The 24,645-nt window shown below is 58.3% G+C and carries 20 protein-coding genes; 17 read left to right on the top strand and 3 right to left on the bottom strand.

Annotation, left to right across the window (positions count from 1 at the left end; translation table 11 throughout):
• Positions 1-283: 283 nt before the first annotated feature.
• On the bottom strand, positions 284-2,167 hold the full coding sequence (locus C7I87_RS24030) for a putative bifunctional diguanylate cyclase/phosphodiesterase (protein ID WP_246696388.1): 1,884 nt from the start codon (positions 2,165-2,167) through the stop codon (positions 284-286).
• A 493-nt stretch (positions 2,168-2,660) separates the two neighbouring features.
• Between C7I87_RS24030 and C7I87_RS24025 the strand changes: the two genes are divergently transcribed.
• Genes C7I87_RS24025 through panC form a run of 3 tightly spaced genes read left to right on the top strand, consistent with a single transcriptional unit; the run spans position 2,661 to position 4,560 of the window.
• The gene (locus C7I87_RS24025; protein ID WP_149906524.1) at positions 2,661-2,840 is read left to right on the top strand and encodes a hypothetical protein; all 180 of its coding nucleotides are present in this window, start codon (positions 2,661-2,663) and stop codon (positions 2,838-2,840) included.
• Complete coding sequence (panB, locus tag C7I87_RS24020; protein WP_149906523.1) at positions 2,837-3,682, top strand: 3-methyl-2-oxobutanoate hydroxymethyltransferase; 846 nt, start codon at positions 2,837-2,839, stop codon at positions 3,680-3,682. The genes C7I87_RS24025 and panB overlap by 4 nt, the downstream gene beginning before the upstream one ends.
• Entirely contained in the window at positions 3,679-4,560 is an 882-nt protein-coding gene (panC, locus tag C7I87_RS24015; protein WP_149906522.1) for a pantoate--beta-alanine ligase, read from the top strand. The genes panB and panC overlap by 4 nt, the downstream gene beginning before the upstream one ends.
• Positions 4,561-5,036: 476 nt before the next feature.
• Here panC and C7I87_RS24010 read toward each other — a convergent pair whose 3' ends face one another.
• Positions 5,037-5,999 carry an NUDIX hydrolase gene (locus tag C7I87_RS24010; RefSeq protein WP_149906521.1) on the bottom strand — a complete coding sequence of 321 codons (963 nt, stop codon included), beginning with the start codon at positions 5,997-5,999 and terminating at the stop codon, positions 5,037-5,039.
• Between the two features lie 967 nt (positions 6,000-6,966).
• On the opposite strand from C7I87_RS24010, the gene C7I87_RS24005 reads away from it, so the two are divergent.
• Positions 6,967-7,212: a DUF982 domain-containing protein gene (locus C7I87_RS24005; RefSeq protein ID WP_149906520.1), complete on the top strand. Its 246-nt coding sequence runs from the start codon at positions 6,967-6,969 to the stop codon at positions 7,210-7,212.
• Positions 7,213-7,475: 263 nt separating this feature from the next.
• Positions 7,476-7,778, top strand: coding sequence for a DUF982 domain-containing protein (locus C7I87_RS24000; RefSeq protein WP_149906519.1), 303 nt, complete (start codon positions 7,476-7,478; stop codon positions 7,776-7,778).
• 95 nt (positions 7,779-7,873) lie between these two features.
• Here the strand turns inward: C7I87_RS24000 and C7I87_RS23995 are convergent, their stop codons facing one another.
• On the bottom strand, positions 7,874-9,526 hold the full coding sequence (locus C7I87_RS23995; protein ID WP_149906518.1) for an MFS transporter: 1,653 nt from the start codon (positions 9,524-9,526) through the stop codon (positions 7,874-7,876).
• Positions 9,527-10,407: 881 nt separating this feature from the next.
• On the opposite strand from C7I87_RS23995, the gene C7I87_RS23990 reads away from it, so the two are divergent.
• The 12 genes from C7I87_RS23990 (at position 10,408) to virB11 (ending at position 23,391) form a co-directional block, all read left to right on the top strand.
• Positions 10,408-11,088: an OmpW/AlkL family protein gene (locus C7I87_RS23990; protein ID WP_149906517.1), complete on the top strand. Its 681-nt coding sequence runs from the start codon at positions 10,408-10,410 to the stop codon at positions 11,086-11,088.
• Between the two features lie 336 nt (positions 11,089-11,424).
• Positions 11,425-12,456 carry a LacI family DNA-binding transcriptional regulator gene (locus C7I87_RS23985; RefSeq protein WP_149906516.1) on the top strand — a complete coding sequence of 344 codons (1,032 nt, stop codon included), beginning with the start codon at positions 11,425-11,427 and terminating at the stop codon, positions 12,454-12,456.
• A 657-nt stretch (positions 12,457-13,113) separates the two neighbouring features.
• Positions 13,114-13,467 carry a hypothetical protein gene (locus C7I87_RS23980; RefSeq protein ID WP_149906515.1) on the top strand — a complete coding sequence of 118 codons (354 nt, stop codon included), beginning with the start codon at positions 13,114-13,116 and terminating at the stop codon, positions 13,465-13,467.
• An 882-nt stretch (positions 13,468-14,349) separates the two neighbouring features.
• Positions 14,350-14,661, top strand: coding sequence for a TrbC/VirB2 family protein (locus tag C7I87_RS23975; protein WP_149906514.1), 312 nt, complete (start codon positions 14,350-14,352; stop codon positions 14,659-14,661).
• Entirely contained in the window at positions 14,642-15,010 is a 369-nt protein-coding gene (locus tag C7I87_RS23970) for a VirB3 family type IV secretion system protein (RefSeq protein ID WP_246696386.1), read from the top strand. Before C7I87_RS23975 ends, C7I87_RS23970 begins: the two co-directional genes overlap by 20 nt.
• Positions 15,011-15,089: 79 nt before the next feature.
• Entirely contained in the window at positions 15,090-17,351 is a 2,262-nt protein-coding gene (locus tag C7I87_RS23965) for a VirB4 family type IV secretion/conjugal transfer ATPase (RefSeq protein ID WP_246696385.1), read from the top strand.
• Positions 17,352-17,481: 130 nt separating this feature from the next.
• Positions 17,482-18,300, top strand: a complete 819-nt coding sequence (locus C7I87_RS23960) for a type IV secretion system protein (RefSeq protein WP_149906513.1) — start codon at positions 17,482-17,484, stop codon at positions 18,298-18,300.
• Positions 18,301-18,304: 4 nt separating this feature from the next.
• Complete coding sequence (locus C7I87_RS23955; RefSeq protein ID WP_149906512.1) at positions 18,305-19,480, top strand: type IV secretion system protein; 1,176 nt, start codon at positions 18,305-18,307, stop codon at positions 19,478-19,480.
• A 40-nt stretch (positions 19,481-19,520) separates the two neighbouring features.
• On the top strand, positions 19,521-20,195 hold the full coding sequence (locus tag C7I87_RS23950; protein WP_149906511.1) for a VirB8 family type IV secretion system protein: 675 nt from the start codon (positions 19,521-19,523) through the stop codon (positions 20,193-20,195).
• Positions 20,196-20,278: 83 nt separating this feature from the next.
• On the top strand, positions 20,279-20,953 hold the full coding sequence (locus tag C7I87_RS23945) for a TrbG/VirB9 family P-type conjugative transfer protein (protein WP_246696384.1): 675 nt from the start codon (positions 20,279-20,281) through the stop codon (positions 20,951-20,953).
• A 15-nt stretch (positions 20,954-20,968) separates the two neighbouring features.
• Positions 20,969-22,393 (top strand): TraB/TrbI/VirB10 family type IV secretion system protein, encoded by a 1,425-nt coding sequence (locus tag C7I87_RS23940; protein ID WP_246696383.1) that lies wholly within the window; start codon positions 20,969-20,971, stop codon positions 22,391-22,393.
• A complete protein-coding gene (gene virB11, locus C7I87_RS23935) occupies positions 22,390-23,391 on the top strand; it encodes a P-type DNA transfer ATPase VirB11 (RefSeq protein ID WP_149906509.1) in 1,002 nt (333 codons plus the stop codon). Before C7I87_RS23940 ends, virB11 begins: the two co-directional genes overlap by 4 nt.
• The last annotated feature ends 1,254 nt before the right edge of the window (positions 23,392-24,645 follow it).

Raw genomic sequence — 24,645 nt, 5'->3', positions numbered from 1 at the left:
GGCTACAGACGGTGGATCAGCTCACGTCATCCATTAAAGTCATCGGCGGACCGAGCAATCCATCAACTCCGAAGTGGCTCCATGTCCGATTTCCGGAGGCGGTGTTCGGTGGTAGCGCTGACGGCCATTTCGCCGCACGCGCCGGCGAGACGGGTTCGCGATGCTGCCGCGAACGTCTGGCGTGTCGCCTCTGCCGCGCTCGCCGGCGTCAACGAATTTTGGAACGACACAAGGTTTTAATCTCAACGCACGGCTACGGTTCTCGCCGTGTGATCGCGGAATCTTAAGCCGCGCTGCCGGTTTTGGTACCGCCCAACGAGACCCCTGCGAGGTCAAAGAGGGTCTTGGCGACTGCCGAACTGTCAGGATGTCCGGCGTCGAAGGCAAGCGCGTCAGGCATGGGAAGCGCAGTCGAGAAGAGAAATCCCTGGCCGATCATGCAATCAAGTGACTGGAGGATCCGACGATCCGCATCCGTTTCGACCCCCTCTGCCATGACCTCTATTCCCAGCGTTTGCCCGAGATCGATGACAGCCTTGACGAGAGCCTGATCTTCCACGGACTTGGCTAGATCGCGAACGAAGTCCTTGTCGATCTTGATCTTGCGGATTCGACGGTCTTTCAGCGAAACCAGAGTCGAAAAACCGGTGCCGAAATCATCCAGAACAATCGAAATGCCTGCATCCACCAAGCGTTCCAGCTTTTCGTCAACCCTGTCGCGATCCACTGGCGCTTCTTCCGTGATCTCTATCTCAAGCATCGCGGCGGGGACATTCTTTCTCCTCAAGCTGTCCAGGATCATGTCGTCGACGCTGCCTGCTTCCAGTTCGCGTGGCGAGAGGTTCATCGCGACCCGAACATCCTGGCGCCCGTCTTTCACCAGCTCTTCAATCATGGAGCAGCAGTTGAGGAATACCCTCTCGCTCAGCAAGGAAAGCAGACCGGTTTCACGTGCCGCCGTGACGATCTCAGGTGGGGGAATGGCGCCATGTATCGGGTGGCGCCACCGCAGGAGCGCTTCGAATCCGACGGTTGCATGCGTGTCCAGTCGCACGATGGGCTGGAACCAAGAGCAAAGAGTGCCTGCTTCGATGGCTCCGCGCAGATCGCGTTCGATGCAGTGCCTACGCTCGAGTCCGTGTTCGAGTTCGACATCGAAGAGACAGTATTCGTGCCTGCCTCTGCGCTTGGCAGCATAAAGCGCGAAATCCGCTCGCAGCAGCATTTCCGTCAATTGCGGTTTCTCCGACACATAGATGCCAATCGAAGCGCCGACCCGCACCGCATTCAACTCCGGATCCGGATCCGCGATCGCCGCGATGATGGAGGATGCAAGTTCATCCGGCGCATGCAGAGATCTGCTGCCCGCAAAGAGCAGCACGAACTCGTCTCCGCCGATGCGCGCAATTGTTGCTTCTGGCGGCGCACGCTTCTCTATCCTGCGTGCAACTCTGATCAGCAGATCGTCTCCAACATTGTGACCATAGGTGTCGTTGACCGATTTGAATCCATCCAGGTCGATCAGCATGGCCACGAACGGACCGTCGGCGAGTGCTAGCTGACAGACGTCATGCTCTAGCCCCGCCCTGTTGAGCAAATTCGTCAGTGGATCCCGTCTGGAGTTTCGTTCCATCTCGGCGGCGAACTCCCTCGCCTCGTATTTGAGGCGGCTCGTCTCTCGGAAGCGGGATTGGCCGAGAAGCGAGCTTCTGATCATTCCACCGAGAAAGAGCAAGATCGTAAAGGCCAGGATGTGATTCTCGATATCGCCTTTCGCCAACACGCATCCGGCCGCGACCAGAAGCGGCAGCGTCATGAAGTTGATTGAAGCTGGTGCGTATGATGCTCCATAGGTGACCGAACCGGCTGACAGGCCTGCAAGAACGATCAGATACAGCGGCGCTTGAGGAGTGCTGTATCCGTCCGTCAGCACCGCAAGAAAACACCACGCGATGCCGGACGCCAAGGCCAACATCCCGTAAAGAGAAAGTCGGGCACCAACCGGCTTCGGCCCACCATCGCGAATATCTGACTGGGCAAGGGCAAGTCCTATGCGTATGCCATTTATCACGAGGACCGCCGCAAACCACGACACCACCAGAAGGCCGCCGCCTGAAAGCATCTGCACAGCCAGGATCAGACCCGACAGGAGGGTGCCGATGGGCATCGAAATGAAAAGCCCGGTCCTCAGATCACCGAACTGATCTCGGAGGATCCCAGCTTCCACGGATTCGCTTTGGCCCTGAAGGGCAGGGCCTGGAACAGGCTGCTTGTACTGCCTCATAATGAGTTAGTTGTTAGGCGAGCGGGATAAAAATCACGTTAAGGATTTCAGTAGCGTACGGTGGAATTCCTCGACTAAACAGCCACCGGTTGCTGGTGCGATATCGCCAATACATTGCCGATGGGGAAGCACCAAGACGCCGGCCAAGCCGTCCACGAAGCACGCGACTGCTGCTCATATTGCACGGGAAGACCGTGAAGCGGCTGATGCCTTGGACCAGCGACGCCATTTTCGGTTCGGCAAGCTTTTAGCGGCGCTGGATTAGATCGCACCCAATGCTCTGCCTTTTCGCCCTGCGCAATGGCTTGTCGCATGAACAGCATTCCCCTAGGAGGGCCTAAACTGGCGCACCGCTCACCAGTAGTGGAGGCGCAGGGTGGGATATCCGCCGCGCAAGGCTGGTGGCGCGGAATTTGAGTTCAACGCCGCCAAACTGGACATGCCCATGAATGTCGCCGGCAACGTGGTGCGCTGCAAATTCCCTCTTCGCAACTGCACAAAAATGTGGCAAACGCTTGCTTTTGCACCTGACGCAGGGGAAGGAGCAACTTGGTGAGCGCTGCCGGAGGACCGAGGGCATTGAGCCCGCCGGATATTGGGGCGCGGAAGGGCAAGACGCCACTTGTTTGCCTAACGGCGTATACGACGCCCGTCGCCAAGCTTGTCGATGAGCATTGCGATGTAGTGCTGGTCGGCGACAGCGTCGGCATGGTGTTGCACGGCATGTCCTCCACTGTTGGCGTTACGCTCGAAATGATGATTCTTCATGGCAAGGCGGTGCGGCGCGGGCTTCAAAGCGCCGTGATGGTGGTGGACATGCCTTTCGGATCGTACGAGGAAAGCCCCGCGCAGGCGTTCCGCAATGCAGCCCTGGTTATGACCGAAACCGGGGCGGCGGCGGTCAAGCTCGAAGGCGGTGAAAGCGTCGCGGAGACGATCCGGTTTCTGACCGCGCGCGGCATACCCGTGATGGGCCACGTCGGCCTGACGCCGCAGGCGGTCAATGCTTTTGGCGGTTATCACATTCAGGGACGAGGCGAGGATGCCGAACGGATCCTGCGCGATGCGATGGCGGTGGCCGAGGCTGGCGCATTCGCTGTCGTACTGGAGAAGATACCCGAAGCTCTTGCTCGGCTGATTACACAGGAAATTGCGATTCCCGCAATCGGTATCGGCGCATCGCCGGCCTGCGACGGTCAGGTCCTGGTTGTCGATGATATGCTGGGCCTGTTCGGCACCTTCCGGCCGAAATTTGTCAAGCGATATGCGGAGCTTGCGGATGCCGCCAACGCAGCGATCGCGGCATATGCATATGATGTACGCGAGCGCCGCTTCCCGGCCGCCGATCATGTCTTTAGCGATGAGCCGAGCACAGTAAGTGGAGGAGAAGATACATGAGCACCGCGATCGTCCGGATCGTCTCCGAACTGCGCAGCATCGTTGCCGCTTGGCGACGCGAGGGTCTCAGGATCGCCGTCGTGCCAACCATGGGCGCCCTGCATGAGGGTCATCTTAGCCTCGTGCAAGCCGCGCAGGCCAAGGCTGATCGGGTGATCGTGACGCTGTTCGTCAACCCGAAGCAGTTCAACAATGCCGATGATTTGGCCGCCTATCCGCGCACGGAACACGATGACGCCGCCAAGCTCGCCTCAGTCGGCGCCCATATCCTTTATGCTCCCGATGCAGCCGACATGTACCCGCAAGGCTTCGCGACCACAGTTTCCGTCAGCGGTGTGAGCCAGGGGCTTTGCGGCACGTTTCGGCCCGGCCATTTCGATGGCGTGGCGACGGTGGTCACGAAACTTCTTCTGCAGACCGGGGCCGATCTGGCGTTTTTCGGCGAAAAGGACTTTCAGCAGCTCCAGGTCGTACGCCAGCTTGTCCGTGACCTCGATATCCCAGTCGAGATTGTCGCTGGGCCGACGGTGCGCGAAGCCGACGGCTTGGCAATGTCGTCGCGCAACGCGCGACTATCTTTGACCGAGCGCGACAGGGCGCCTCGACTGGCAGAAATCCTGGTCCGAACCGCCAAGCAGCTGAATTCCGGACAATCCGTAGGTCGTGCGCTGACTGACGGTCGAGAGGCGATCATCGCAGCCGGCTTCTCGAAGGTCGAGTACCTCGAACTTCGCGCGGATAGTGACCTTGCCTCGATCGTCAGATTGGACCGGCCAGCGCGGCTACTCGTCGCTGCCTGGCTTGGCCAAACACGGCTAATCGACAATCTCCAGGTGGCGTTGCCACCTTCTGAAGGCGTGCACCAAGCTGCTGCCTGAATCGAGAGGACCTGGCGATAAACGCTCCGGCTCGGTGTTCGCTTGCCGTGTCCGCATTCGCGCCGAAGCCTTGGGCTGGCGTTGAGGTTGGAAGGGCAAGCTCACTCGTATCGGATCGGACTGATCGCCCAGAGCATCGTAGCGAGCCGCACGCGACATGGTCCGGCTCGGCTTCGGGCGCGGTTTCCAGTTCGGCGTTGTCAGGCGTGCTCAGGCCAGCCTCACGCCCGCCTTGCGGATCGCTTTCGCATCGACGTCGGCGTGCATTTCATAGCTTCTGACCCCGGACGAGACGGTGCTCATCCCGGACCTCGACGCCGGCTGTTCGCTGGCCGGTCGATTACAGGCGCCGACGTGCGGGCTCCTGCGTCGTACAAGGATCCGTTTCGATGGCAACGCCGTGGTCATCGACGTCTTTTATTATACTCGAGGCGAATATAACAATGCATGTTCTTGCGGTGAGTATAAGCGGATTGTCACGCCCGCGTTAGCGGCAATTTTGCCCCGGCAATAGCCCTCTCGTCGAGAACCCCATGACGGAAGCGATAAAGCTTGGCCGGTCGGCCGCCGGTGTCGGCGGTGGTTTCGCCGGTTTGCTCCACCAACTCCTGCTGCTCGACCAGCCGACGGAAGTTCGGCTTGTGGAGGAGCCTGCCCGCCAAGGCTTCCACGGTTCGCTGCAACTGTAGAAGACTGAAGACCGGTGGCATAAGTTCGAAGACCACCGGCCGGTATTTGATTTTGGAGCGCAGGCGCGCGATTCCCGTAGCCAAGATCCGACGATGATCCGCGATCATCGATTCCCCTGCTGCCGAGGACAGTGCGGCCGAAGGCTGCCCGCCGGCCGCCTCTCCCACCATGGCCGCTTCGTAAAGCAGCTCATAGCGCTGGAGCGTCAGTTCCTCATTCCATTGCCGCTCATCGAAGCCGAAGGCAACCGCCGCCCGTTGTCGGCGTTCTCGGCGCGTCTCATTGTCGCCAGCACTGTCCGCCCACTTGAGCAGGCGCGGGCGCAAAACCCTCGCCAGCATCGATGGAGCCCCGGAGCGGTGGTCCTCCCAGGGGAAATAATCATACCATCTTTGCCAACGGCGCCTGGCCGATTGCGTTGCCTCTTCTTCTCGAGTGAGCGCGAGATAGCTGATGGAGATTACACGCTGCCCGGTGCCGACCCGGTCGCGATCAGCGAAGGTGTAGAGCTGCTCGATATAGCCTAGGGGCTGCCCGGTCTGTTCTTCCACCCATGACCTTAAGCCCGACTGAAGGGAACGATGGCCGAGTTCGAACGGACCTGATGGTAGCACGTTTGCCCGGCCGATCGTGAGAACGCGAGGCTCATGGCCGTTGACAGCGACAACAACGGCGATCAGGTCCGCTGTGATGTCGTTCGCGTTGTCCACCGGTCTGCCTTTCCTGCTTTCCTTTGCGTGGTCGTTCATGATCCCTGTTTTGTCGGAGACAGCTACGATGTACGAAGCGGTCTATAATCGATTTAATGGAGCCTGTACCAAGCCGGCCGGCGCGTCAACAGCGCAGCCCGCGCCACCAGTTCTCCAATCAGCTTGGTCCAGTAAACCGGGACTCCAAGACACCGTTCGCCCGCTTTCGCTCCTGCGCTGCTGAGGCGCCCTCGCGAGCGGCTTCGCCAACGCGAGGCTATCCGAAAAAACTCCTGTCCATTCGGCGGAGCTCGGAAGACTCTGCCTATTTCCGCGATGCGCTTGTCCCCGCGGCTTGCCAATGGCCATCCGTGCTTGTCGCTGCCGCCAGAGATGTGGCTTGTCTCAAAATGACTTTCCGCGAAATCCTCAGCCGCCGGCAGATCTCCTCGATCGACCCCCATGACCAGCGCTTCGCGGGAGTTTGCAATCGGCTGCCCGACATCTGAAACAAAATGCGTCCTATAAGGGGAGGCCGGCCGCGGGGGGGCGCGCTCGCCGGTCAGGGGCTGACGTCGTGACGGTCTGGGCTGAAAAGCTGATAGCCAAAATTGCCTAGCGCCGGGCGGCCATGACCCTGCGATCGGGCACCGTTGTCTCCGGCAGAATACCCTCCGTCACGGTGGCCGAAGAACTAATTCCAAGCCAAGAAAGGCCTGTTACGACGGGGCGCAATTGGCAGCCGCAGCGGGTTCAAAACTCGCCACCGATAGATTTGGGCTGAACCGCCGCGCGGCACTCCGCAGCGTTGCAACCAACAGGGCGCTGGTGCATGGATAAACACGCGGCAAACTGAGATCTTGGCTATGCCCTGCCTTCCGCACCGCGGACCAACTCTGGAGGGCACAGGCGAGCAAGGTCGACAACAGCATAGCCGGCGACGCTATCGTGGGGCCGCTGGCGGTGCCTGTTGCGAGGCAACTTGCAAATCAGGCCTTTGCCGAATGGCCCGGCAGAGGAGGGTGAGATGACCGCGTCGAGATTTGCGAGGCCAATCGTCATTCAGCTTGGCCGGCATGGCGCAGAGCGAATCGTATTCGATGTCAATGAAATGGCCGCAATCTTGCTGCGGGATTTCAGCCGCAATACCAAGAAACGAAAGATTGCGATGGATGCCTGTCTGCAGGTCTTGCGGGGCGAGGCTCATGCAGCTGTCGCGCGGCGTGCTTTCGTGGCCGCCGCGCTCGAAGCTCAAATTCTGCGTTGCGATTGAGGGCTACCTGGGCTTAGTCACACCATTTGCCTGCCTGCGCTGTAGGCCGAATCAAAAAGCCTGATTCAGCCAACGCCGGCGGAGACAACCAAGGCACTGCACCGGTTCGACGTCGCTGCCGATCATACGCCAAATAGAGTGCCGGTTGTCCCGATTTTCCTGCTGAGCCGTCATCACCCGGACAGCATAACTTGCGATGATCGCGGGGCATCGAGGCGGCGGCCTCTTCACAAAATAATCGTCCAGCAGGTTGGGAGAAAAGAATGAACGCTAAAGGTTTCAGCAGCTCCATTTTCGTGAAGCGTGCCACATACATCGTGCAAGAGATTGCCAGCCTTGCGGACGCAATCGAATTTCTCGATGAGTGGCCGGGAGATCGCAGAGACCTGATCCACGAAACCGCTCTTCGGGTTTGCCATGAGGCAAATGCCGCGCGCAAACCCGTGAGCGCCGCACGCAATGCCTTTCTCGGCTTTTCGAAGCGTGCAGGTATATTAGTCGATCCAACCTCGGCGATGAAGTGGATCGCTGCCTGCAAATCGGGCGGCGGAAAGGTACAGGGCTAGGCTCATTCGGCTGCGTTCGAACGCCATGTGACCCGCTCCATGGCTGCCCAGCCTGCAGGCATCCAAACCCCTGTTGCCTCACATTTATGAAGCGTTCAGGGGCGGGAGAAAAAAGGGGTCGGTTGATGGCGTTTGCGCGCCGGGCTCGTAGGTCGCTCGATTGAAAGCTTGGTTTGAGGGGCAAGCTCTCTGGAATTCAATTCGAGCAGACGCCCGTCCAGTTCCCTATCCGCGGCGGTGAGTCGATGATTCAGACGCAGGTAGTCCGTCCAGGTCGGAGTGCGAAAAGTTTCCGTCCAACGGCAAGGTTCTTGGAGGTCACGCTGCAGGGTCCAGTTCCGAGCACCGACCCGACTTTGCACCCGCCGCCGTTCGCGCATCTGCTCCAGGAAAGCCTCGATATTTTTCTCCGGTATCAAGTAGTCGATCTTGATGACGATCGGGCCGCTTCTCGGCTTTAAATCGAGGGCGACATCCGGCGCATCGAATCCCCGGGAATCTTGGTCCGATTCCCTCCATTCGCGGATGGGCAACAGGAGCCCGATTGCGGCGACCAGCAAGAGAGCTCCAGCGGCGCTTTCAAGTGCCCAGCTCAGGGAATAACGCTGAGCAACCGTGCCCCACAGCCAACTCCCGGCTGCGATGCCGCCCGACGAAAAGGCATAATAGATCGACAGGGTCCGGCCCACGACCCACCGCGGGCTCGCCAATTGCACGCTGACGTCAAGTCCAGTCCAAGTGACAACCCAACCCGCGCCGCCGAGGGCGAGTGCCACAGTGGCCACTTCAAGCGAAGGGGTCAGAGCAAGACAGAGTGAACACGCCGCACAGGCTATGCAAGCGAGCGTGATCAGCCGCTCCTGAGACAGCCTTCGTCGCAGGACGTTGTTGCAGAGGCCGGCGGCGAAGGCACCGGTGCCGAAGCCGGCCATAAGGATGCCATACGCGATTGGCCCTGCGCTCAGTTGATCGCGAGCAACCAGGGGCAGCAACGCCAGCATCGCGATGCTAGCCAGGCCAAAAAGGGCACCGCGTGCGATTGCCGCTTTGATTTCTGAAGACATCGCCGTGAAGCGCACCCCGTCATGGATGGCCGTCGACATCGATTCACGTGGGAGAGGTGAGGAGGGAACCTTCCAGCTGCAGCGCTGTATTGTCCCCAGCAGGGCTAGATAGCTCAGCGTCGCCAACACGAAGGCGGTTAGAGGTCCAAACGACGCAACAACGAAACCGCCGAACGCCGGGCCGATACTGCGAACGGCATTATATCCGACAGAGATAAGCGTCACTGCAGCTGGAACATCCCGTTTGCGCAGAACATCGCCGACCGAGGCATGCCAAGCCGGGTCGGTGAACGCCACGCCGCATCCCGCTAAAAAGCTCAATCCCAGGACGATCCAAGGATCGACAAGTCCCAGCGCCACGAGGCCAACCAGCATCGCCGATGCCAGCGCTATTACACACCAGCCAGCGAACAGGACTTTGCGGCGGCTGAAATTGTCGGCGATGGCCCCGGCAAAGGCAGACAGAAAAAACGCAGGCAGCGTCGTTGACGCTTGCACCAGCGCCACAGTCAGATCGGACTTTGAGATCGTTGCCATCAGCCAACTGATGGCAACAGTCTGCATCAGCCAGCCCAGGCTGGAAACCTGCGTCGCCAGCCAAATCGATCTAAATGTCTGATTCTTGAGCGGCGCAAACGTTGTTGGCGGTCCTACATCGGTATCTACGCAAGCCGGCTTGCTCATTTCTTTCCGACCCTTGGACCGTTACTGGTCCTGTTGACCGCGTTTCCACCACGCAATCGCCGTCGCCCAGGAGCACGATCAGGTACATTTCCTTCCCACCGGCGCAAGGTATTTTCGCCCGAACCGCACTTGTGGTCGAAACGAATATTTCTTGTGGAGGAATGATCCGATCAAGTCCAGCAAAGGAGCGGCGGATCTGCCCGCGTTGTAGCCCTCGGCGTTGATGGTTTGTATAGCCGATTTTGCGGGCTCACGCGCGGCTGTGGCTAAAATCGGCGGTCCTGCACGATACCGACCGGAGCTTCGTTTGCCGTATTGCGCGCCGCGGTCCCGGCGAAATTGCCGCGAGAGCGCTACATTTGGCCCACGTCGGTTTCAGCCGCGGGTGCGGCCCCTTCGCCCGGCCCCCAGGCCGCCGGGATTGGCCTGCCGAGCGCATCTGGCATCTATCCAATAGTCACCCAGCCAACCGGCCAGACTGGTCGGGAGGGCTGCCACGAAACCTCTTCCTCTGGGCAAGCGGCTTCGCTGCTGGTCTTGTCTCGCATCCGTCACACACCCCGAAGTTCGGCGTCACAGGATCACGGATCGTACCGACAGGCTCGCCGACATGGATAAACGGAACCCTCACCGAGGATAGTGCCGCTCGTGGCGAAAAGAGCCGCCTCAAGTGCGTTGCGACTGCTTGCCGCGCAAAAGGGCTGTTCGAATCTTTGAACCTATGCCACGCTTTGTTGCCGGCGTCGGTGTTCACATGACATTTCTGTTAAGAGATTTGTCACTTCTGCAAAATCCATCCCATCGTTGATCTCGATCAACCGAGCGTCTCATCAGGGCTGACATTGCTCCCGCGCACCCGAATTTCGGATTTCAAGGAGAGCATGATGAGAAACTGGATAAGGCCGGCACTTAGAATAACACTTGGAATTGCGCTTATCTTGACAGGCCTGCAGCAGGCGGCGGCTGCGCATGTACAATCCGAGGCGCCGGCCCCTGGGGACGAACCTAGCTCTTGGCAAATTCGCCTGCGTGCGCTGGGGGTGATCACGGACAATAAGGGTAACGTCAACGAAATTCCCGGCTCAGGCCTTTCCTTTTCGAATACGGCAATTCCGGAATTGGACCTGACCTACTACTTCACCAACAATCTCGCCGCTGAACTCATACTCGGCGCCACCCACGCCAATATCGACGGCAAGGGAACGATCGCCCCGCTCGCCAACATCGGGCGGACTTCGGTGCTGCCGCCGACCCTAACGCTACAATACCACTTCACCGATTCCGGCCCTTTCAAGCCCTACATCGGTGCAGGCGTAAACTACTCGATCTTCTATAATCAGGATATCGGCAGCGCCGACGCACTCCACGTCAAGAACGCGTTCGGCGGCGCTGCGCAGGTCGGATTCGACTTCGCGCTGGATCAGCATTGGGGCATCAATTTCGACGTCAAGAAGCTCTTTCTCGAGCCGAAATTTGATGCAGTGGTCCTTGGCAACAACATTACGGGCACAGCCAAGCTCAATCCTTGGCTGATCGGCACAGGCCTCAGCTACCGCTTCTGACAATACAAATCCAAGGCGGCACCATGTCCAAATGGTGCCGCCAAGCTCGCGTGTCGCCTGATGAGCGCGGCCATGGCGCCGGCGGCCAATGAGCCGAAGGCGCCGCCCCGTGAGCGACCAAGCCGCCTATACCCTCTCGCGCCGCGATCCTCATCCCAATGGGCGCACACCTCATCCGCAGACACGCTGATTGTGGAATTTCAAAAAATGGGGGCCCTCGGAGCCGCCGCACGTAGCAGAAGCAAGCTCCCGGCATCGATGTAAGTGCAAAAGGATCTTATTAACGTTCATCACCGACCTATGGTGTTCCTGAGAATGTCTGCAGAATCGGAGATCATGGCCAAGCGACCGACAATTGCTGATCTTGCCCGCGAAGCCAAAGTCAGCCTGGCAACTGTTGACCGGGTTCTGAACGCCCGCCAACCAGTGCGGAAGGAGACTGCCCTGCGGGTCTACATGGCGGCCGAGTCTGTCGGTTATCACGCGGCTTGGCTCGGCAAGCGACGCCCTGAGCCGGACCAACCGCGCTATCAGCTAGGCTTCATCCTCACACAACCCGCCCAGCATTTTTATCAAGACTTCGCGCGCGAGGTCGAAGCGGCGGTCAATGCGACGCAGGCGTTCCACGGCACCTCGCTTATCGAATTCGCGCCGTCGCATATGCCGGGCGATCTGATAGCACTTCTCCAGGAGCTTGGGCGCCGATGCGACGCGATCGCCATGGTGGCGCCGGACCATCCGACGATCACAGCAGCCGTCGAAGAACTCAAAGCGAAAGGCATCCCGGTTTTCTCGATGCTTTCGGATTTCGCCGCCGGCGTACGCGAGGGCTATGTTGGCTTGAACAACCGGAAAGTCGGGCGGACAGCAGCCTGGATGTTTTCCAAAGCGGCAAAACGGCCCGGCAAGGTGGGCGTCCTAGCCGCCACTGAGCGTTACCAGGCTCACGAGCTTCGGGAAATCGGCTTTCGCTCCTATTTTCGTGAGAGCGCGCCGACATTCACGGTGCTTGACATCCCCCTGAACGTCGGGACACGGCCGATCACCTACGAGGCAACACTGGATGTGATTCAGCGGGAACCCGAACTCGTCGGCTTTTATGTGGCGGCCGGCCGCATGGAGGGCGCAATCTCGGCTCTCAGGAAACACGGCGAAGACCGTGGCATTGTCGCCATCGTAAACGAGATCACACCGGAGTCACGGGCCGCGCTCGCGGATGGCATCATCACAATGGCGCTCGCCACGCCACTGCGCCGGCTTTGCCAGGAACTGATGACGCTGATGGCTCGCGCCATCGAAACCGGCTGCGCAAAGACGCCTGGACAGACATTTCTGCCGTTCGACATCTATCTCCCGGAAAACATATGAAGATGAAAAGCATTGCCCATTTTTTGGCATTGAAACCGAAACCGTCACCCAGCCAAATCTGGAGCCCTTTCCCGCGCACTGAGCCCGCCGCGGGGCTGAACTGACCTTGAAGAGCCGCCCTGGTTCCATCCGAGGTTGATCCTCCAGCCGATTTCGGCAGCCCAGAAGGGCATTTGCGTGGCGTCGGGCAAGGTCATCGTCGGCTGATCCTTCACGCGGGCGAGGGGCGACTTTGACGAGCGGCTGTGGTCCAAGCGTGGAACCAGCCCAACACGGGCCATCGTTGTTGCAATCGATGCGATCATACTCCTTCGAAACTTTGCACCGCGACAAGCAGGATCCGGGGTCGGACGAATCGCCTCTCGAAACGAGCAACAGCCAAGCGCTCGTTCCCGTCTGATCAACAACCATCGTCGCTGGCAAACGCTCTTCGGCACCCAGCCTGTCTATCGCCCACTGCCATCACCACCCAGTTTGCCCTTGCCAGCACGGTCGTCAGCAACTGCTGCGAAGCTATGCTGAGGGGAGACGGCGGCTCGCCGTGCTCGACGCAGCTTTCCACTGGCGCAATTCTCTTGTATGTCGCTTCTTAAAACCGCAACGCATTTTAGGCGACCGGCTAACGAACGATCGGTCGATTGCCGAGAGGGAGGTGGCTTGGACGAGCAGGATCCGAACGAACTGATCGAAACTGCATTCCGCAATGGCACCGTTACCGTCGTCAGCATCTTGCTCGCGTTCTCTTTGGGCTTCGTTACGCATTGGGCGGCGAACCCGGTGCCGTGGCGGCTTTATGATCTTTTCGCCGTCCTACCGATCCTGGGCGGCATCGCGTTGCAAACGTGGGCCCTATCCATATTGCTCGACATGAGCTCGCTCCGGCGCAAGCTTTTCAAACGTGCTAACCGCATCTTCATGTTCGGACTCATCCTCACCGCATGCGGGGTCGGGCTGGCAATCCTGCTCGATGTCTTCGAGATGTCCGCAAGAAGCACACTGGCCGCACACTAAGTAAGGAACAGGCGGATCGCCAACCCGCCAGCTATTAAGCATTCCGGCGGAACCGCTGCGCTCTTTTCCCAGAATGGCTCTACCAGAGTCTCAGCTCTTCTTCTCGGTCTCTGATTCGTTCCGTATCAATCGCCCAGAGCCCTGGCAGATGTCACACCATCGGCGCGCCAGACCATGCGCTCGACGCTGACCTGAGCGCCGCGCTGGCCGCGCCGGGCGCCGTCACGACCTCGTCAAAGGGCATAAGGCGAGTCCGCCCGATAGTTATCAGGGCGACGCGCGGCTGAAGGGCGGTGATTTCGGCTACGTTTGTTAGGCATCCAACGTGCCGGCTCGCTTAAGGGCGATCTTGGGGATCTGCCCGCCTCGACCTCACATCCGATGTAAGATGGCAGTCGCATGGCCTTGAAGATGCCTGTGGCAAAGGGGGCCAAGTGCTGTCGCGCGTGATCGTCCTTGCAAGCCAGGCCAAGTGAATGCCTTTGCCGCACGTCATGCTCTCCAGGCCCTCGGCTTTCATGATGGCGCGCACCGCTAGGGCGGTCTCGCTCATTTCTTTCCCGTCGATTCCCCTATCGAGGTCCAAGCCCCCCTTTTTAGTTCCGAATGAAATGTCCGCACGCTACAAATGAAACATGTTTTCCTTAGACAATCGCACCAACAAATGGCACATGTACCAACGAATACAGAGTAGATGCGTAACTGTGAAATATAAGACTAGAAAATGGCTTCGGAATGTATCGAAGTGTCGTTGATATCTGCTCGATTATCGCAATTTGTTGTTCTGTCGCATTTAGCGTTGGCAGAAAACTATCAAAAAAGGGGATAGGCCCGTTCGCTATCCATAAGAAATTGCGAATATAATGGACAAAAGAGGCAAAAATGAAGAAAATAATCGCTAAAATCGACTGTGGTAAACTTTTCTCGATCGCCTGTACTACGGCTTTCCTGGCTCTAGTTTTTGCCACTCCAAGCGCCGCTCAGGATTTCAACGGCGTGACATCATTCCTTGATGCGATCGTGGCAGCGATCACCGGCCCGATCGGGGTTGCAGTCTCCGCCTTGGCTGTCATCGCCGTAGGCTTCTCATTCATGACCGGCCGGATGGACTGGACCTTCGCGGTGTCCGTCATCGTTGGCATCGCGATCGTGTTTGGCGGCGCCAGCTTCGTCCATGGCTTGGCCGCAAAATGATCTCGATGCGTCGCAATCCCTATTCATTTTAGGCTGCGGGCTGCCTCGCCTTTTCAAGGGAGTATTGGCCATCCAACGTACAACTCTTTTTGTAGGCTTGACGCGAGAGGTCGCCTTTGCCGGGTTGCCGATCACATATCTGGTCGTTCTCATATGTGCCGTGATGCTCGGCTTCCTGATCACCCAATCGTTCCTCTATCTGGCGGTCGTGGGAGGTGGTGGCTACTGCGCGTTGCGTGCTCTAGCCGCCTATGATCCAAAAATCATCGATGTCTTCATCGCGACCGTGCAAAGCACCCGGATGAGCGCGGCACTGTTGAAAGGCGAAGGGCAGGTGTACCGTGCCTGAGTCACCTCCCAAACGCGGGATGCGAGGAGGCGCTCCCAAAAGCGAGCAGCTTGCTAGCCAAATTCCATATCTCAGCAGCGTGGACGACGTCACCCTGATCTCGCGCGACGGCGATCTAATGGGCGCTTTTGTCGTCGAGGGCATCAATGCCGACACAATAGACAGCCGACAGACAGCGGAGCTGAGTAACGCGTTTTCCCGCTTCATTGCGCAGCAGCGCGGTAATGTCGGGTACTACGTTCACCGCATATCGGTTGCGGCTCCGCCCAACATGCTGCGGGCCCTCAAAGGAGACGCGTTCAACGAGGAGATTGACCGACGCTGGCAACATTATCTCGAAACCATTGGCCTGCGCGACCGTGTCACGATGATCACCATGGTGATCCGACCACCGAAAAAACTGACCAAGCTCATCAACATGTTTGGCAAAAAGGATACCCACAGTCGCGATGAGGTCGCCGCGCGCGCGATCCGCCTCGATCAGATGATCGCAACCTGCATGGTCAGTCTAAGTGAGGCAAAGCCTCGTCGTCTCACGGTCTCGGACGGCCAATGGCTCGGTATGTTGCGCACGCTGATCGACGGATCAAGTGGCCGCCTTATCGCCGGCAAAAAGTTTGTCCCGCTCGCTGATCTCCTGGCAAGCTCAATGATCACGTTCCGCGGCAGGGTCTTCGAATGCGACAATCCGAATCCCGGTCTCAAACGCTACGGCACCGTCATATCCGTAAAGGACTATCCCACTGAGACCTATCCCGGAATCCTCGACAGGCTCAACCTACCATACGATACCGTGGTCTCGCAGAGCTTTACACCAATCGACAACCTCACCGCCCAAGGTAAAATCGCTCGCGTGCGTAAGCAGATGAGTGCGGCAGAGGACGCGGCCGTCTCCCTCATGGCACAACTCGAAGTGGCTGAGGACGATGTTGCATCCGGTCGCGTCGTCTTTGGCGACCATCATTGCAGCATCGCTGTATTCTGCGAAACCAGGGAAGAGCTTGAGGAGGCCATGGCGTATATCACGCGCGCCATGCAGGACGCTGGTGCTGCAATCGTGCGCGAGAGCTTCTCTGCCCGCGCGGTCTATTTCGCCCAGCATCCTGGCAACTTCAGCTACCGCACACGAGCCGCAATGATCTCCTCTCAGAACTTCGCAGAGCTTTGCGCCATGCACGGCTTGCCCAAGGGTCACCCACCGGAGCGATGTCCGTGGGGCGACTGCGTGACCATCTTTCCAACAGCGACCGGCGAAACGTTCCGTTTCAACTTCCACTTACCAGGCAAGCCCGGTCAGCGCACGGTGGCGCACACTCTGGTGCTTGGCCAAACCGGATCCGGTAAGACCCTCGGTGTTGCCTTTCTGCTTAGCCAGGCCCAACGGCTCGGCGCTCGCACCATAATCTTCGACAAGGACAATGGCTTCGAGATGGCCGTCCGCGCCATGGAGGGTACCTATTCCTCTGTGCGTATGGGGCAGGAAACCGGCTTCAATCCAATGCGGGCGGAAGCGGATAAGCGCGGCGCAGCCTGGCTATCGGATTGGCTAATGGCATTGGCCAGCAATGAGGGCGGCCCCCTAAATCCGGTGCAGGTTCAGGCCATCAATGATGCTGTTCAGGCCAATGCGACGGCTGACCCACGCCTCCAGAATTTCGAACAGTTCCGCAGTCAGCTGCGTGCGACGGACGATGATGGCGACCTCCATAACCGACTTGGCCGGTGGGACGATACTGGCCAATTCGGATGGCTTTTCGGCGGCAAGGAGGTCGATCCCCTCGCTTTCGACAGTCGGATCACCGCATTTGACCTCACAGAAATTTTCGACAACAACGCGGTCCGCACAGCGTGGCTGAGCTATGTCTTCCGGCGCGTGGAACGGCTCGTAGAAGACGAGGTTCCAACTCTGCTCGTCCTTGATGAAGCGTGGAAACTGCTCGACGATTCGTACTTCGAACTGCGTCTCAAGGACTGGATGCTAACGATGCGCAAGAAGAACGTTGCGGTCGTCCTCTTGACCCAACGCGTGTCGCACATCCTCAACAGCGCCGCTGGCGACGCCATCTTGGAGAGCGCCGTCACGCGTCTGATCTACCCCAGCTCCTACAACACCGAAACCGAACTTGCACCGCTCAATCTAACGCCGACGGAGAGCGCGTTCCTTCAGACAAGTAACGTCGACAATCATCTCGTTCTGTTGAAATCGGGCGGTGACAGCGTGGTTCTTGATTTCGCGCTTGGGGCGATTGGCAAGGGGATCGACGTTCTGGGGGGCGGGCGCGGGCAAACGCCTGCAGACTGGCGTTATGCGCCGAACTTTCAAATGGAGATGCTGCAATGACGAGGGCCCTGGTTTTTCTCACATTGATCTTGGTCTCCCTTACTGCCTGCCAATCCGTCCCTGCGACACGGGAGAACAATTGTGTCTGCAACTGGGAAACCCTTGACCATCAAGCTGAAGGAGCCGTCACATGAAAGTCTTTTTCCAGGCTGTCGCTGGCCTATTGCTCGGGACCGGTCTGCTGATTCCGGAGGCTTACGCCCAACAAACCAGCATCGCGCCTGTACCCCTGCCTCCTATTGCAGCACTGCCCGCAGCACCGGATGGCGCGCAGGCAAGCTACGACCGGAATGCCGTCGAGTTGCTGACGTATATGGTTGAATTGTCCCGACTGATGGCCGGCGGCACCACACAGCTGTTTACGTCGGCGCACGTAGCTGAAAATCTGCTGAACCGGATCCAAGATGCCGCTCATGCACAGCTTGCTGCCATATCTGGCCCAAAGCCGTTCCCGCAGAACAACGCCGAGGCAGACGTCGCGGCGCGCAAAGGCGGCCCAGGTCTGTGGGAGATGGCCAACAACGCCTTGACCGGGCAGATGGTTGGGTCCGATCGCGTTCAGGCCGCGCTTGACAAAATTCGCAACCTCTACCGCTTGGACGATGCATTTGCGTTGCGCAGCGACAAGCTCCCCGGCAATGTCATGATCGCTCATGAAGCGGCTCAAGGCGCCATCACCGCGTCAACCGCAGAGGACTCCTATAGGCGCGCCAATGACAGCATGGGCAGGATAAATGGTTATATCGCAGCACTTGCGACCAGTGGTGACTTGAAGACCAGCGTCGACATCAACACACGCGTGATGATCGAAGTCGCGCAGCAGCTAAACGAAACGCTTCGCACCCAAGCGGCGATCGCATCGGTGGCAGGAACCTACCTCATGTCGTTAGGCGCTGAGACCGCCGAGCCGGACAGCGTCGGAAAACTTCTAGAAAACTTTAACAGGTAGCATCATGGGCGTGATCTCAACTGTAGCCCACTCGATCGACTCTGCTCTTGTTAATTATGTGAAGGGGGTCTTCGAGGCAGTCGCCGGACCGATTAGAACACTGCTTGGATCCGTAGCGCTGATTGCGCTTTTATTCACTGCAGTAAACCATGTAATGCAATTCAAACCCGTAAACTATTCAATATATTTAAACTGGGCGCTGCGGTATATACTTATATATTCATTTGCTACGATGTGGGTGAATTTCCAAGGTATATATACGATGCTCGAAACTGTGCCCGCTGACTACACAGCCATCATGGTACGCGGTGTGGCATCGAAAATACATACGAGCGATCCAAAAGTTCTCGATCCTGAACGGATAACAGACACCTATTCCGCGATGGATGAGTTCGCTCATTCGATTTTCTACATCAGCGATGGTTACCTCTCAAACACTTCGATCTTTAAGATTGGCAAGGCACTCCGGAATGTTTTCATGGGTGTGGTCATCCTCATCATTGGTGCGTTTTTTACCGCCGCATCGGCAATTATTATTCTCATTGCGAAAGTAGGCTTTGCGGTAGCGATCAGCTTGGCGCCGCTAGCCATCATCATGCTTATGCTGCCCCAAACCAGGCAGCATTTCGAGAGTTGGACCCGCTTCACAGTCGGCTTCGTGATTATTCCGTTGCTCACGACCGCGTTGATCACTGTTGTTCTGTATGTTGCCGGGGAAATTCTCGCGAGAAAAGCCGGGGGCTTCGAGTTCCCTGTTATCATGATTGCTGCAACGGTCCTCCTGTTCATGATCCCCACATTGGCAAGCACCCTAGCCTCTGCATCGGTTGCTGCTGTCGGTGCCGGTGCAGTGGGTTCCGCAATTGGCATGGTCAGGGGTGCTCACCACAAGCTTAAAGCGGGAGGCCGGAAGGTGGGAGATAGCGCGATGGCAGTAAGCAGCGCGCGTGGCGCTGGCGCCTCGTGGGGTGGGGCAGCAATGTCGGCGGTCAGATCGTGGCATCAAAGCGCATATGTCCGCAAGCAGCGTTACAATGATTATCTCGCTCGCGGGATCATCGGGGGTCCATCGCCGAAATCGGATGGCAGGGGAGCCGCTGCCGGCAATCGTGCCGGTGGGGCTTCCCCCGCAAAGGGCAACCAAGGCTTGTCTCCTGAACAGGCCAATCTCTACCGCTGACACCCAATCCATCTCAGGCGCACCAGAATAGGAGAGACGCGTGGCTGAACAAGCAACGCAGCACGCATTCGAAGACGAGCTTTTTTTCAGCCTTCGCGAGCAACGCAACAACTGGGCAAGAATTGCAGTTGGTGCCATCGCCGCGAGTTTTTTGTCGCTGGTAGCTTTGGTCATCGTACTGCCGCTCAAGGAAACCAAGCCCTATGTGGTGATGGTCGATAAAACCACCGGCGAGGCTGAAAAGATCGTCCAGGTTCGCCCTGCCACGCTCGAACAGCAGGAGGCAGTGCTTCAGGCGGAACTCGTATCCTATGTCACCGACCGCGAGACTTACGATCCAGCCGATAACAGCACCCGAATTCCCGATGTGATGGCGCGCTCATCAGACAACGCAGCGCAAACTCTGGCTCAAATCTGGCGCTCGGATTCGGCGCAATATCCTCCTACGGTCTACGGCAATGAGGTGCGCGTGCGTGTCGTGGTCAAGTCTATTTCCCTGACCCCTTCGGACCGGCGCAACGCGGCGGATCTCGCTCGTGTACGCATCGTCAAGCATCGTGAAGAAAAGGGGCGCGACACTGTCGAGCGCAGTTATGTCGTCACCGTTGGTTACCAATTCAGACCACAAGAAAATGCCACTTTGGAGTCGGTGTGGAAAAATCCCCTTGGCTTCAATGTTGTGGCCTACCGGATCGATGCGGAAACCGCCAATTAGAGACTTGGCAAAATATCGGACTGTAAATGCTAAAGATTTTTCTGTTATCAGCAATAGTTATCACTACGTCGGTCACATCTGTCATGGCCGAGCAATCGCCTGTTGGATTTGCGTCAGACGCACGCATCAAGCGTTATGTATACGATGAACATAACGTCTATAAGCTTGGATTATACCTGAAATCAGTCACGGCGATCCAGTTTGGAGCAGGAGAGAATGTAGAATCAGTTCTCATAGGAGACAGCGCATCCTGGCAAGTGATCAAGCTTAAGATGGGCAATGTGGTCAGCGTGAAACCCATTATCGATCAAGCCCTGACAAACATGACAATCTACACTGACCAGCGCGTTTATACATTTGAACTGCGCTCCGTCGGCGAGATCAAGGCGGGCATGAAGGCGGGAGCTGCGCAAGCGTTCCGGATCGTTTTCACCTATCCGGACCAGTCCAAGCCGTCGGACAAGAGCCTTGCCCGAGGCGGACCCATAAATCGCCAGTACATGGTCTCGGGTCATGCCCAGTTCCGGCCGCTAGCGGTCACAGACAATACACTGCAGACGACTTTCGTGCTGCCCAAGGGCGCACCCCGACCAGCAATCTTCCGGGTCGGCCACGACCGCCAGGAAAAGCTGGTCAATTCGCGCACTGACAACGACCGTGTCATCGTGGACGGGACCAGCGACTACTGGGTGATGAGAATCGGCAATGACGCTGTGTGCGTAGGCAAAACAAACGCCGTACAAGGGCAAAACCAGTGAGGAAAGGATTGGGACGTGCCGGACAGGTCGAGCAATGTTGACCATCGACACGATCGCAACGCCGCAGAGGCAGCGGTGGATGCCTCAGTCGATGCGGACCGCGAAAAGCTTCTGGAAGAACGGCGAGCCCGGCACACTGGCACATCTCGGCGTCGAAGCGTCGGCTGGATCGGTCTAGCCGGCATGTTGGTGGCCGGCGTCGCCGCTGCATTGGCCCTGTTTGTCGGCCCAACTCAGGCGCTGAAGACGCTCGGCTTTGGCGGCGAAGACCAGCAGAAAACGTCACAGGTTGATTTGCAAGTCGATCGCGTGACTACGAACGAGCCGCGACTTGATTTTGCAGTTCCCGAGCCGCCTGCAGCCGCTGGGCCGGGTCCCAATCCCAACGCTGAAACGAACAAGCAGCTCGAAGAACTGCGCAAGGAAATCGATGCCGTAGCCCGGGCCAACAAAGGTTCGGACGTTTCGCTTGCTGGCGTCCAGAACCTGCTCGACGAATACAACAAAGAGATGACGCAGAAGCTCAAGGAGGAGCGAGAGAGGGCAAAGACCGAGGACGCACGTGGGCGGGCCGAGGCATCGCGTTTGGAACAAGAGCGCGAACGGTCCAGTGAGGTCGCGAAGCTTGACGTAGAGAGGCGTCGTCAACTGGAAGAGATCGCCACCAAACAACGGGAATCGACAGGCGTAGTCGTAGATGAATCACAGGCGCCTGCCGCGTCAGCCGCAGGTGCGGGACAGCGGCCGGAAGACCTGAGCGGAAACGATCGCTTCCTCGCCTCTGCTGCGAGTTCCGAGGTAAAAACTTCAATTTCTCGTGCTCTTCCCGATCCATCGCATACGGTCGTGCAGGGCACGATAGTCTCCGCGGTGCTTGAAACGGCTATCAATACTGAGCTGCCCGGAAATATCCGTGCCCAGGTCATCGAACCGGTGTTCTCCTTTGACGGTTCTCGCATTCTGCTGCCGGGGGGGACGAGCCTGATCGGCACCTTCAGCAATAGAGTGGATGTTGAGCAAAAACGCGTGCTGATCGCCTGGAACCGGGCTATCACGCCCGACGGCCAGTCAATCGCACTCGGCTCCACAGGGGCGGACCTGCTTGGTCGCGCCGGGACAGAAGGTAACGTGGATAACCGCTACGTTAACAAGATAGGTGCAGCTGTCCTCATCAGCGCCATCACTGCTCTGCCCTCGAGCATTCCCGGGCTGACTGGCGGCAACAAATCCTCCAGCGGAGGGGGCGCGACCATTAACATTGGAGGTGCCGGATCAGGAGACAGCAATGCTGGTGGCCAGACTGCGTCTAAAATCGCTGGGGCCCTGAGCGATCAAGGTGAAACTATTCTGGACAAATATCTCTCCCTTCCTCCCATCATACGTGTCCCCCAAGGCGAGGAAATCCGAGTCTTTGTCAACCAGGATCTCGTTATCCGATGAATGACCACCAGCCCCGCCGCGACATCTCATATGTGGAGCAGTACCTGGCGCCACTCCGGGATTACTTGGTCGACGACAACGTCAACGAATTGGCGATCAACCCTAACGGCTCCATTTTCGTCGAGGAGGCCGGAGCGCTACATATGCATGAGGTCGATATGGCGTTGCCGCTTCATGCCATCAAGCGCCTTGGAGCGCAAATGGCCGGAGAGACCCGCAACGCCCTTGGGCCGCTTCGTCCGATCGTCTCAGGCCGCGTTGAGGTTTGGGACAATCCGCTGCGTGTGCAGGTCCTTGTCGAACCCGCGGTCGCGGCGGGCGTGTCGCTGACCATCCGCAAATATCTGAAGCGTACTTTGGACAGTGCCAAGATAGAATTCATCGACGGCGGGCAGATCACAGTGGACGCGAACCGCCGCGAGCGCCATCGGGCACTCATGGATATGGTCCAGGCCGGCAATTTGCAGGGTTTGTTTCGACAGGCCGTTGACGAGAGGTTCAACATTCTCGTTTCGGGCGGCACCTCCTCCGGCAAGACCACGGTCGCGCGTGCGTTGCTGGCGATGTCAGACCCTGCCGAGCGGATCATTACCATCGAGGACGCGCAGGAGCTTAACCCACCACACAAGAACCAAGTGGGGCTAATCGCCGACCGTGACGAGACTTCCGCTCGCCGCCCATCAAAACTCTTGGAAAGCTGTTTGCGAATGCGCCCTGATCGCATCATCCTCGGCGAAATCCGCGGCATCGAGGCCTATGACTTTCTGGAGGCAATCAACACCGGCCACCCAGGTTCAATATCAACTATCCACGCAGATAGTCCCGAACTTGCTTTCGATAGGCTGGCGCTGATGGTGATGCGCTCTGGAGTGCAGATGTCGCATCGCGAGATTGTCAATTATGCGAAAAAGACGATCGACATGGTTATCCAGGTCGGCCGCCGGGAGGGCAGGCGTGGCGTGCTGGAAATCCACTTGCCCTCCCAGAGCATGGGCTAGAGGCCAGGGACAACGCAGCAGCTTCAAGAGAAGGATAGAGGCGTCTGGACACTTGCCAAGTCGGGGCGAGACGCAATCTGACTTCCGTCGGACCACGGCACCGAGTCCACCTCGAACGCCATGCTCGCCTGAACGGCAGGGAGGCCCGCACCTTGTCGCTCCAAGCCGATGCAGAACGGAATCTGCGAAGCCTTGGACGGGTGCGGCGGGACGAGCGATTGCACGAGATACTCTCAGTATGACCTCGAGCACGCGATCAGTGATCGCTAGATGGGTCGTCGGATGCAGCGAACGGCGCCAGCATTCGGCGCTCGGATCATACCTGCGGCCCTATGCAGCCGCTAACCGCAGCACACGGCTGCGCAACTCGACCGGCCCCGGCGATCGCCTGTTGCTTAGTCCCGCCCTCCCAGAAGCGCAATTCTCAACCGAGAACTCTGGCGTCAGCCGGTGCTCCCGGTCACAGCAGTTTTGTCGCGTCCGATTGACGACAACCTGTGTTCAGATCCGGACATTGGTCAAGCCGGCCGGGGGCGACTCCTCCGATTTGGGGCCGCTGCTCACAACCGTTTTGGTGGCATGCCAATTGCATATTCACAGCCATGATACGTGTTCCGACACGGCCCGTCGCGCGGTCTTTAGCCCAGGAGTTCACATGGCATTCGTCCGAACGCAATACAGGCTGCGCATCCCGTGGGACGCCCCAGCCCCGTTGGATCTCGCTGCGATCAGACGGAATCGCCATCCCGCAGACCGCTTTCAGGCTGTCAGCTAGGGCCGCCAAGGGTTCTCGTAAAACAAACATTCAGGAGAACTTATGACTCTTCGACTGCTTCGTCGGCTCCCAATGGCACGTTAACACCAGATCCTCTTCAAATCCCTGATGATCCAAAAGGAAAACGAAAAATGCCTACCTCGGAAAAAGACGGCTCAAGGCTCCTGAAATTGTGGTCTCACTGGCCACGAACGATACTTGCTGCCACGGCGTTAGCCATTGTAATGACCGCTCCAGCTCCCGCCGTCACCCAAGACGCTGACAAGCACTACTCCCACCAAAGCCGATTGGACCACTGGGCAAGTTGTATACTTGCGGTATTTTGCATTCGCCTTCCAGACGACGACAAGTAGTTTCCGCCCATGCAGCTCTTGCCGTAGTTCTCCGCGCTGCTCGGGCGCGGTCAACACGGCGGGCTGATCGAAGACTCGTTTCTGCCCTGTCTCTGAGACCAATCTCGTCTAAATTGCAAATGCAAC

Origin of the sequence: Mesorhizobium sp. SARCC-RB16n, from assembly GCF_008520305.1 — a bacterium.
Lineage (GTDB): Bacteria > Pseudomonadota > Alphaproteobacteria > Rhizobiales > Rhizobiaceae > Mesorhizobium.
This window is presented reverse-complemented; position numbering and strand designations above follow the sequence as displayed.

What these genes read in the sequence shown, in the direction of transcription:
- C7I87_RS23945 (WP_246696384.1), top strand. Translation starts at nt 20,279, where the DNA reads ATGGCCGAGCAATCGCCTGTTGGATTTGCGTCAGACGCACGCATCAAG.
- panC (WP_149906522.1), top strand. Translation starts at nt 3,679, where the DNA reads ATGAGCACCGCGATCGTCCGGATCGTCTCCGAACTGCGCAGCATCGTT.
- C7I87_RS23975 (WP_149906514.1), top strand. Translation starts at nt 14,350, where the DNA reads ATGAAGAAAATAATCGCTAAAATCGACTGTGGTAAACTTTTCTCGATC.
- C7I87_RS24005 (WP_149906520.1), top strand. Translation starts at nt 6,967, where the DNA reads ATGACCGCGTCGAGATTTGCGAGGCCAATCGTCATTCAGCTTGGCCGG.
- C7I87_RS24010 (WP_149906521.1), bottom strand. Translation starts at nt 5,999, where the DNA reads ATGAACGACCACGCAAAGGAAAGCAGGAAAGGCAGACCGGTGGACAAC.
- C7I87_RS23990 (WP_149906517.1), top strand. Translation starts at nt 10,408, where the DNA reads ATGATGAGAAACTGGATAAGGCCGGCACTTAGAATAACACTTGGAATT.
- C7I87_RS23960 (WP_149906513.1), top strand. Translation starts at nt 17,482, where the DNA reads ATGAAAGTCTTTTTCCAGGCTGTCGCTGGCCTATTGCTCGGGACCGGT.
- C7I87_RS24000 (WP_149906519.1), top strand. Translation starts at nt 7,476, where the DNA reads ATGAACGCTAAAGGTTTCAGCAGCTCCATTTTCGTGAAGCGTGCCACA.
- C7I87_RS23970 (WP_246696386.1), top strand. Translation starts at nt 14,642, where the DNA reads ATGGCTTGGCCGCAAAATGATCTCGATGCGTCGCAATCCCTATTCATT.
- C7I87_RS23995 (WP_149906518.1), bottom strand. Translation starts at nt 9,526, where the DNA reads ATGAGCAAGCCGGCTTGCGTAGATACCGATGTAGGACCGCCAACAACG.
- C7I87_RS23985 (WP_149906516.1), top strand. Translation starts at nt 11,425, where the DNA reads ATGGCCAAGCGACCGACAATTGCTGATCTTGCCCGCGAAGCCAAAGTC.
- C7I87_RS24030 (WP_246696388.1), bottom strand. Translation starts at nt 2,167, where the DNA reads ATGCCCATCGGCACCCTCCTGTCGGGTCTGATCCTGGCTGTGCAGATG.
- virB11 (WP_149906509.1), top strand. Translation starts at nt 22,390, where the DNA reads ATGAATGACCACCAGCCCCGCCGCGACATCTCATATGTGGAGCAGTAC.
- C7I87_RS23955 (WP_149906512.1), top strand. Translation starts at nt 18,305, where the DNA reads ATGGGCGTGATCTCAACTGTAGCCCACTCGATCGACTCTGCTCTTGTT.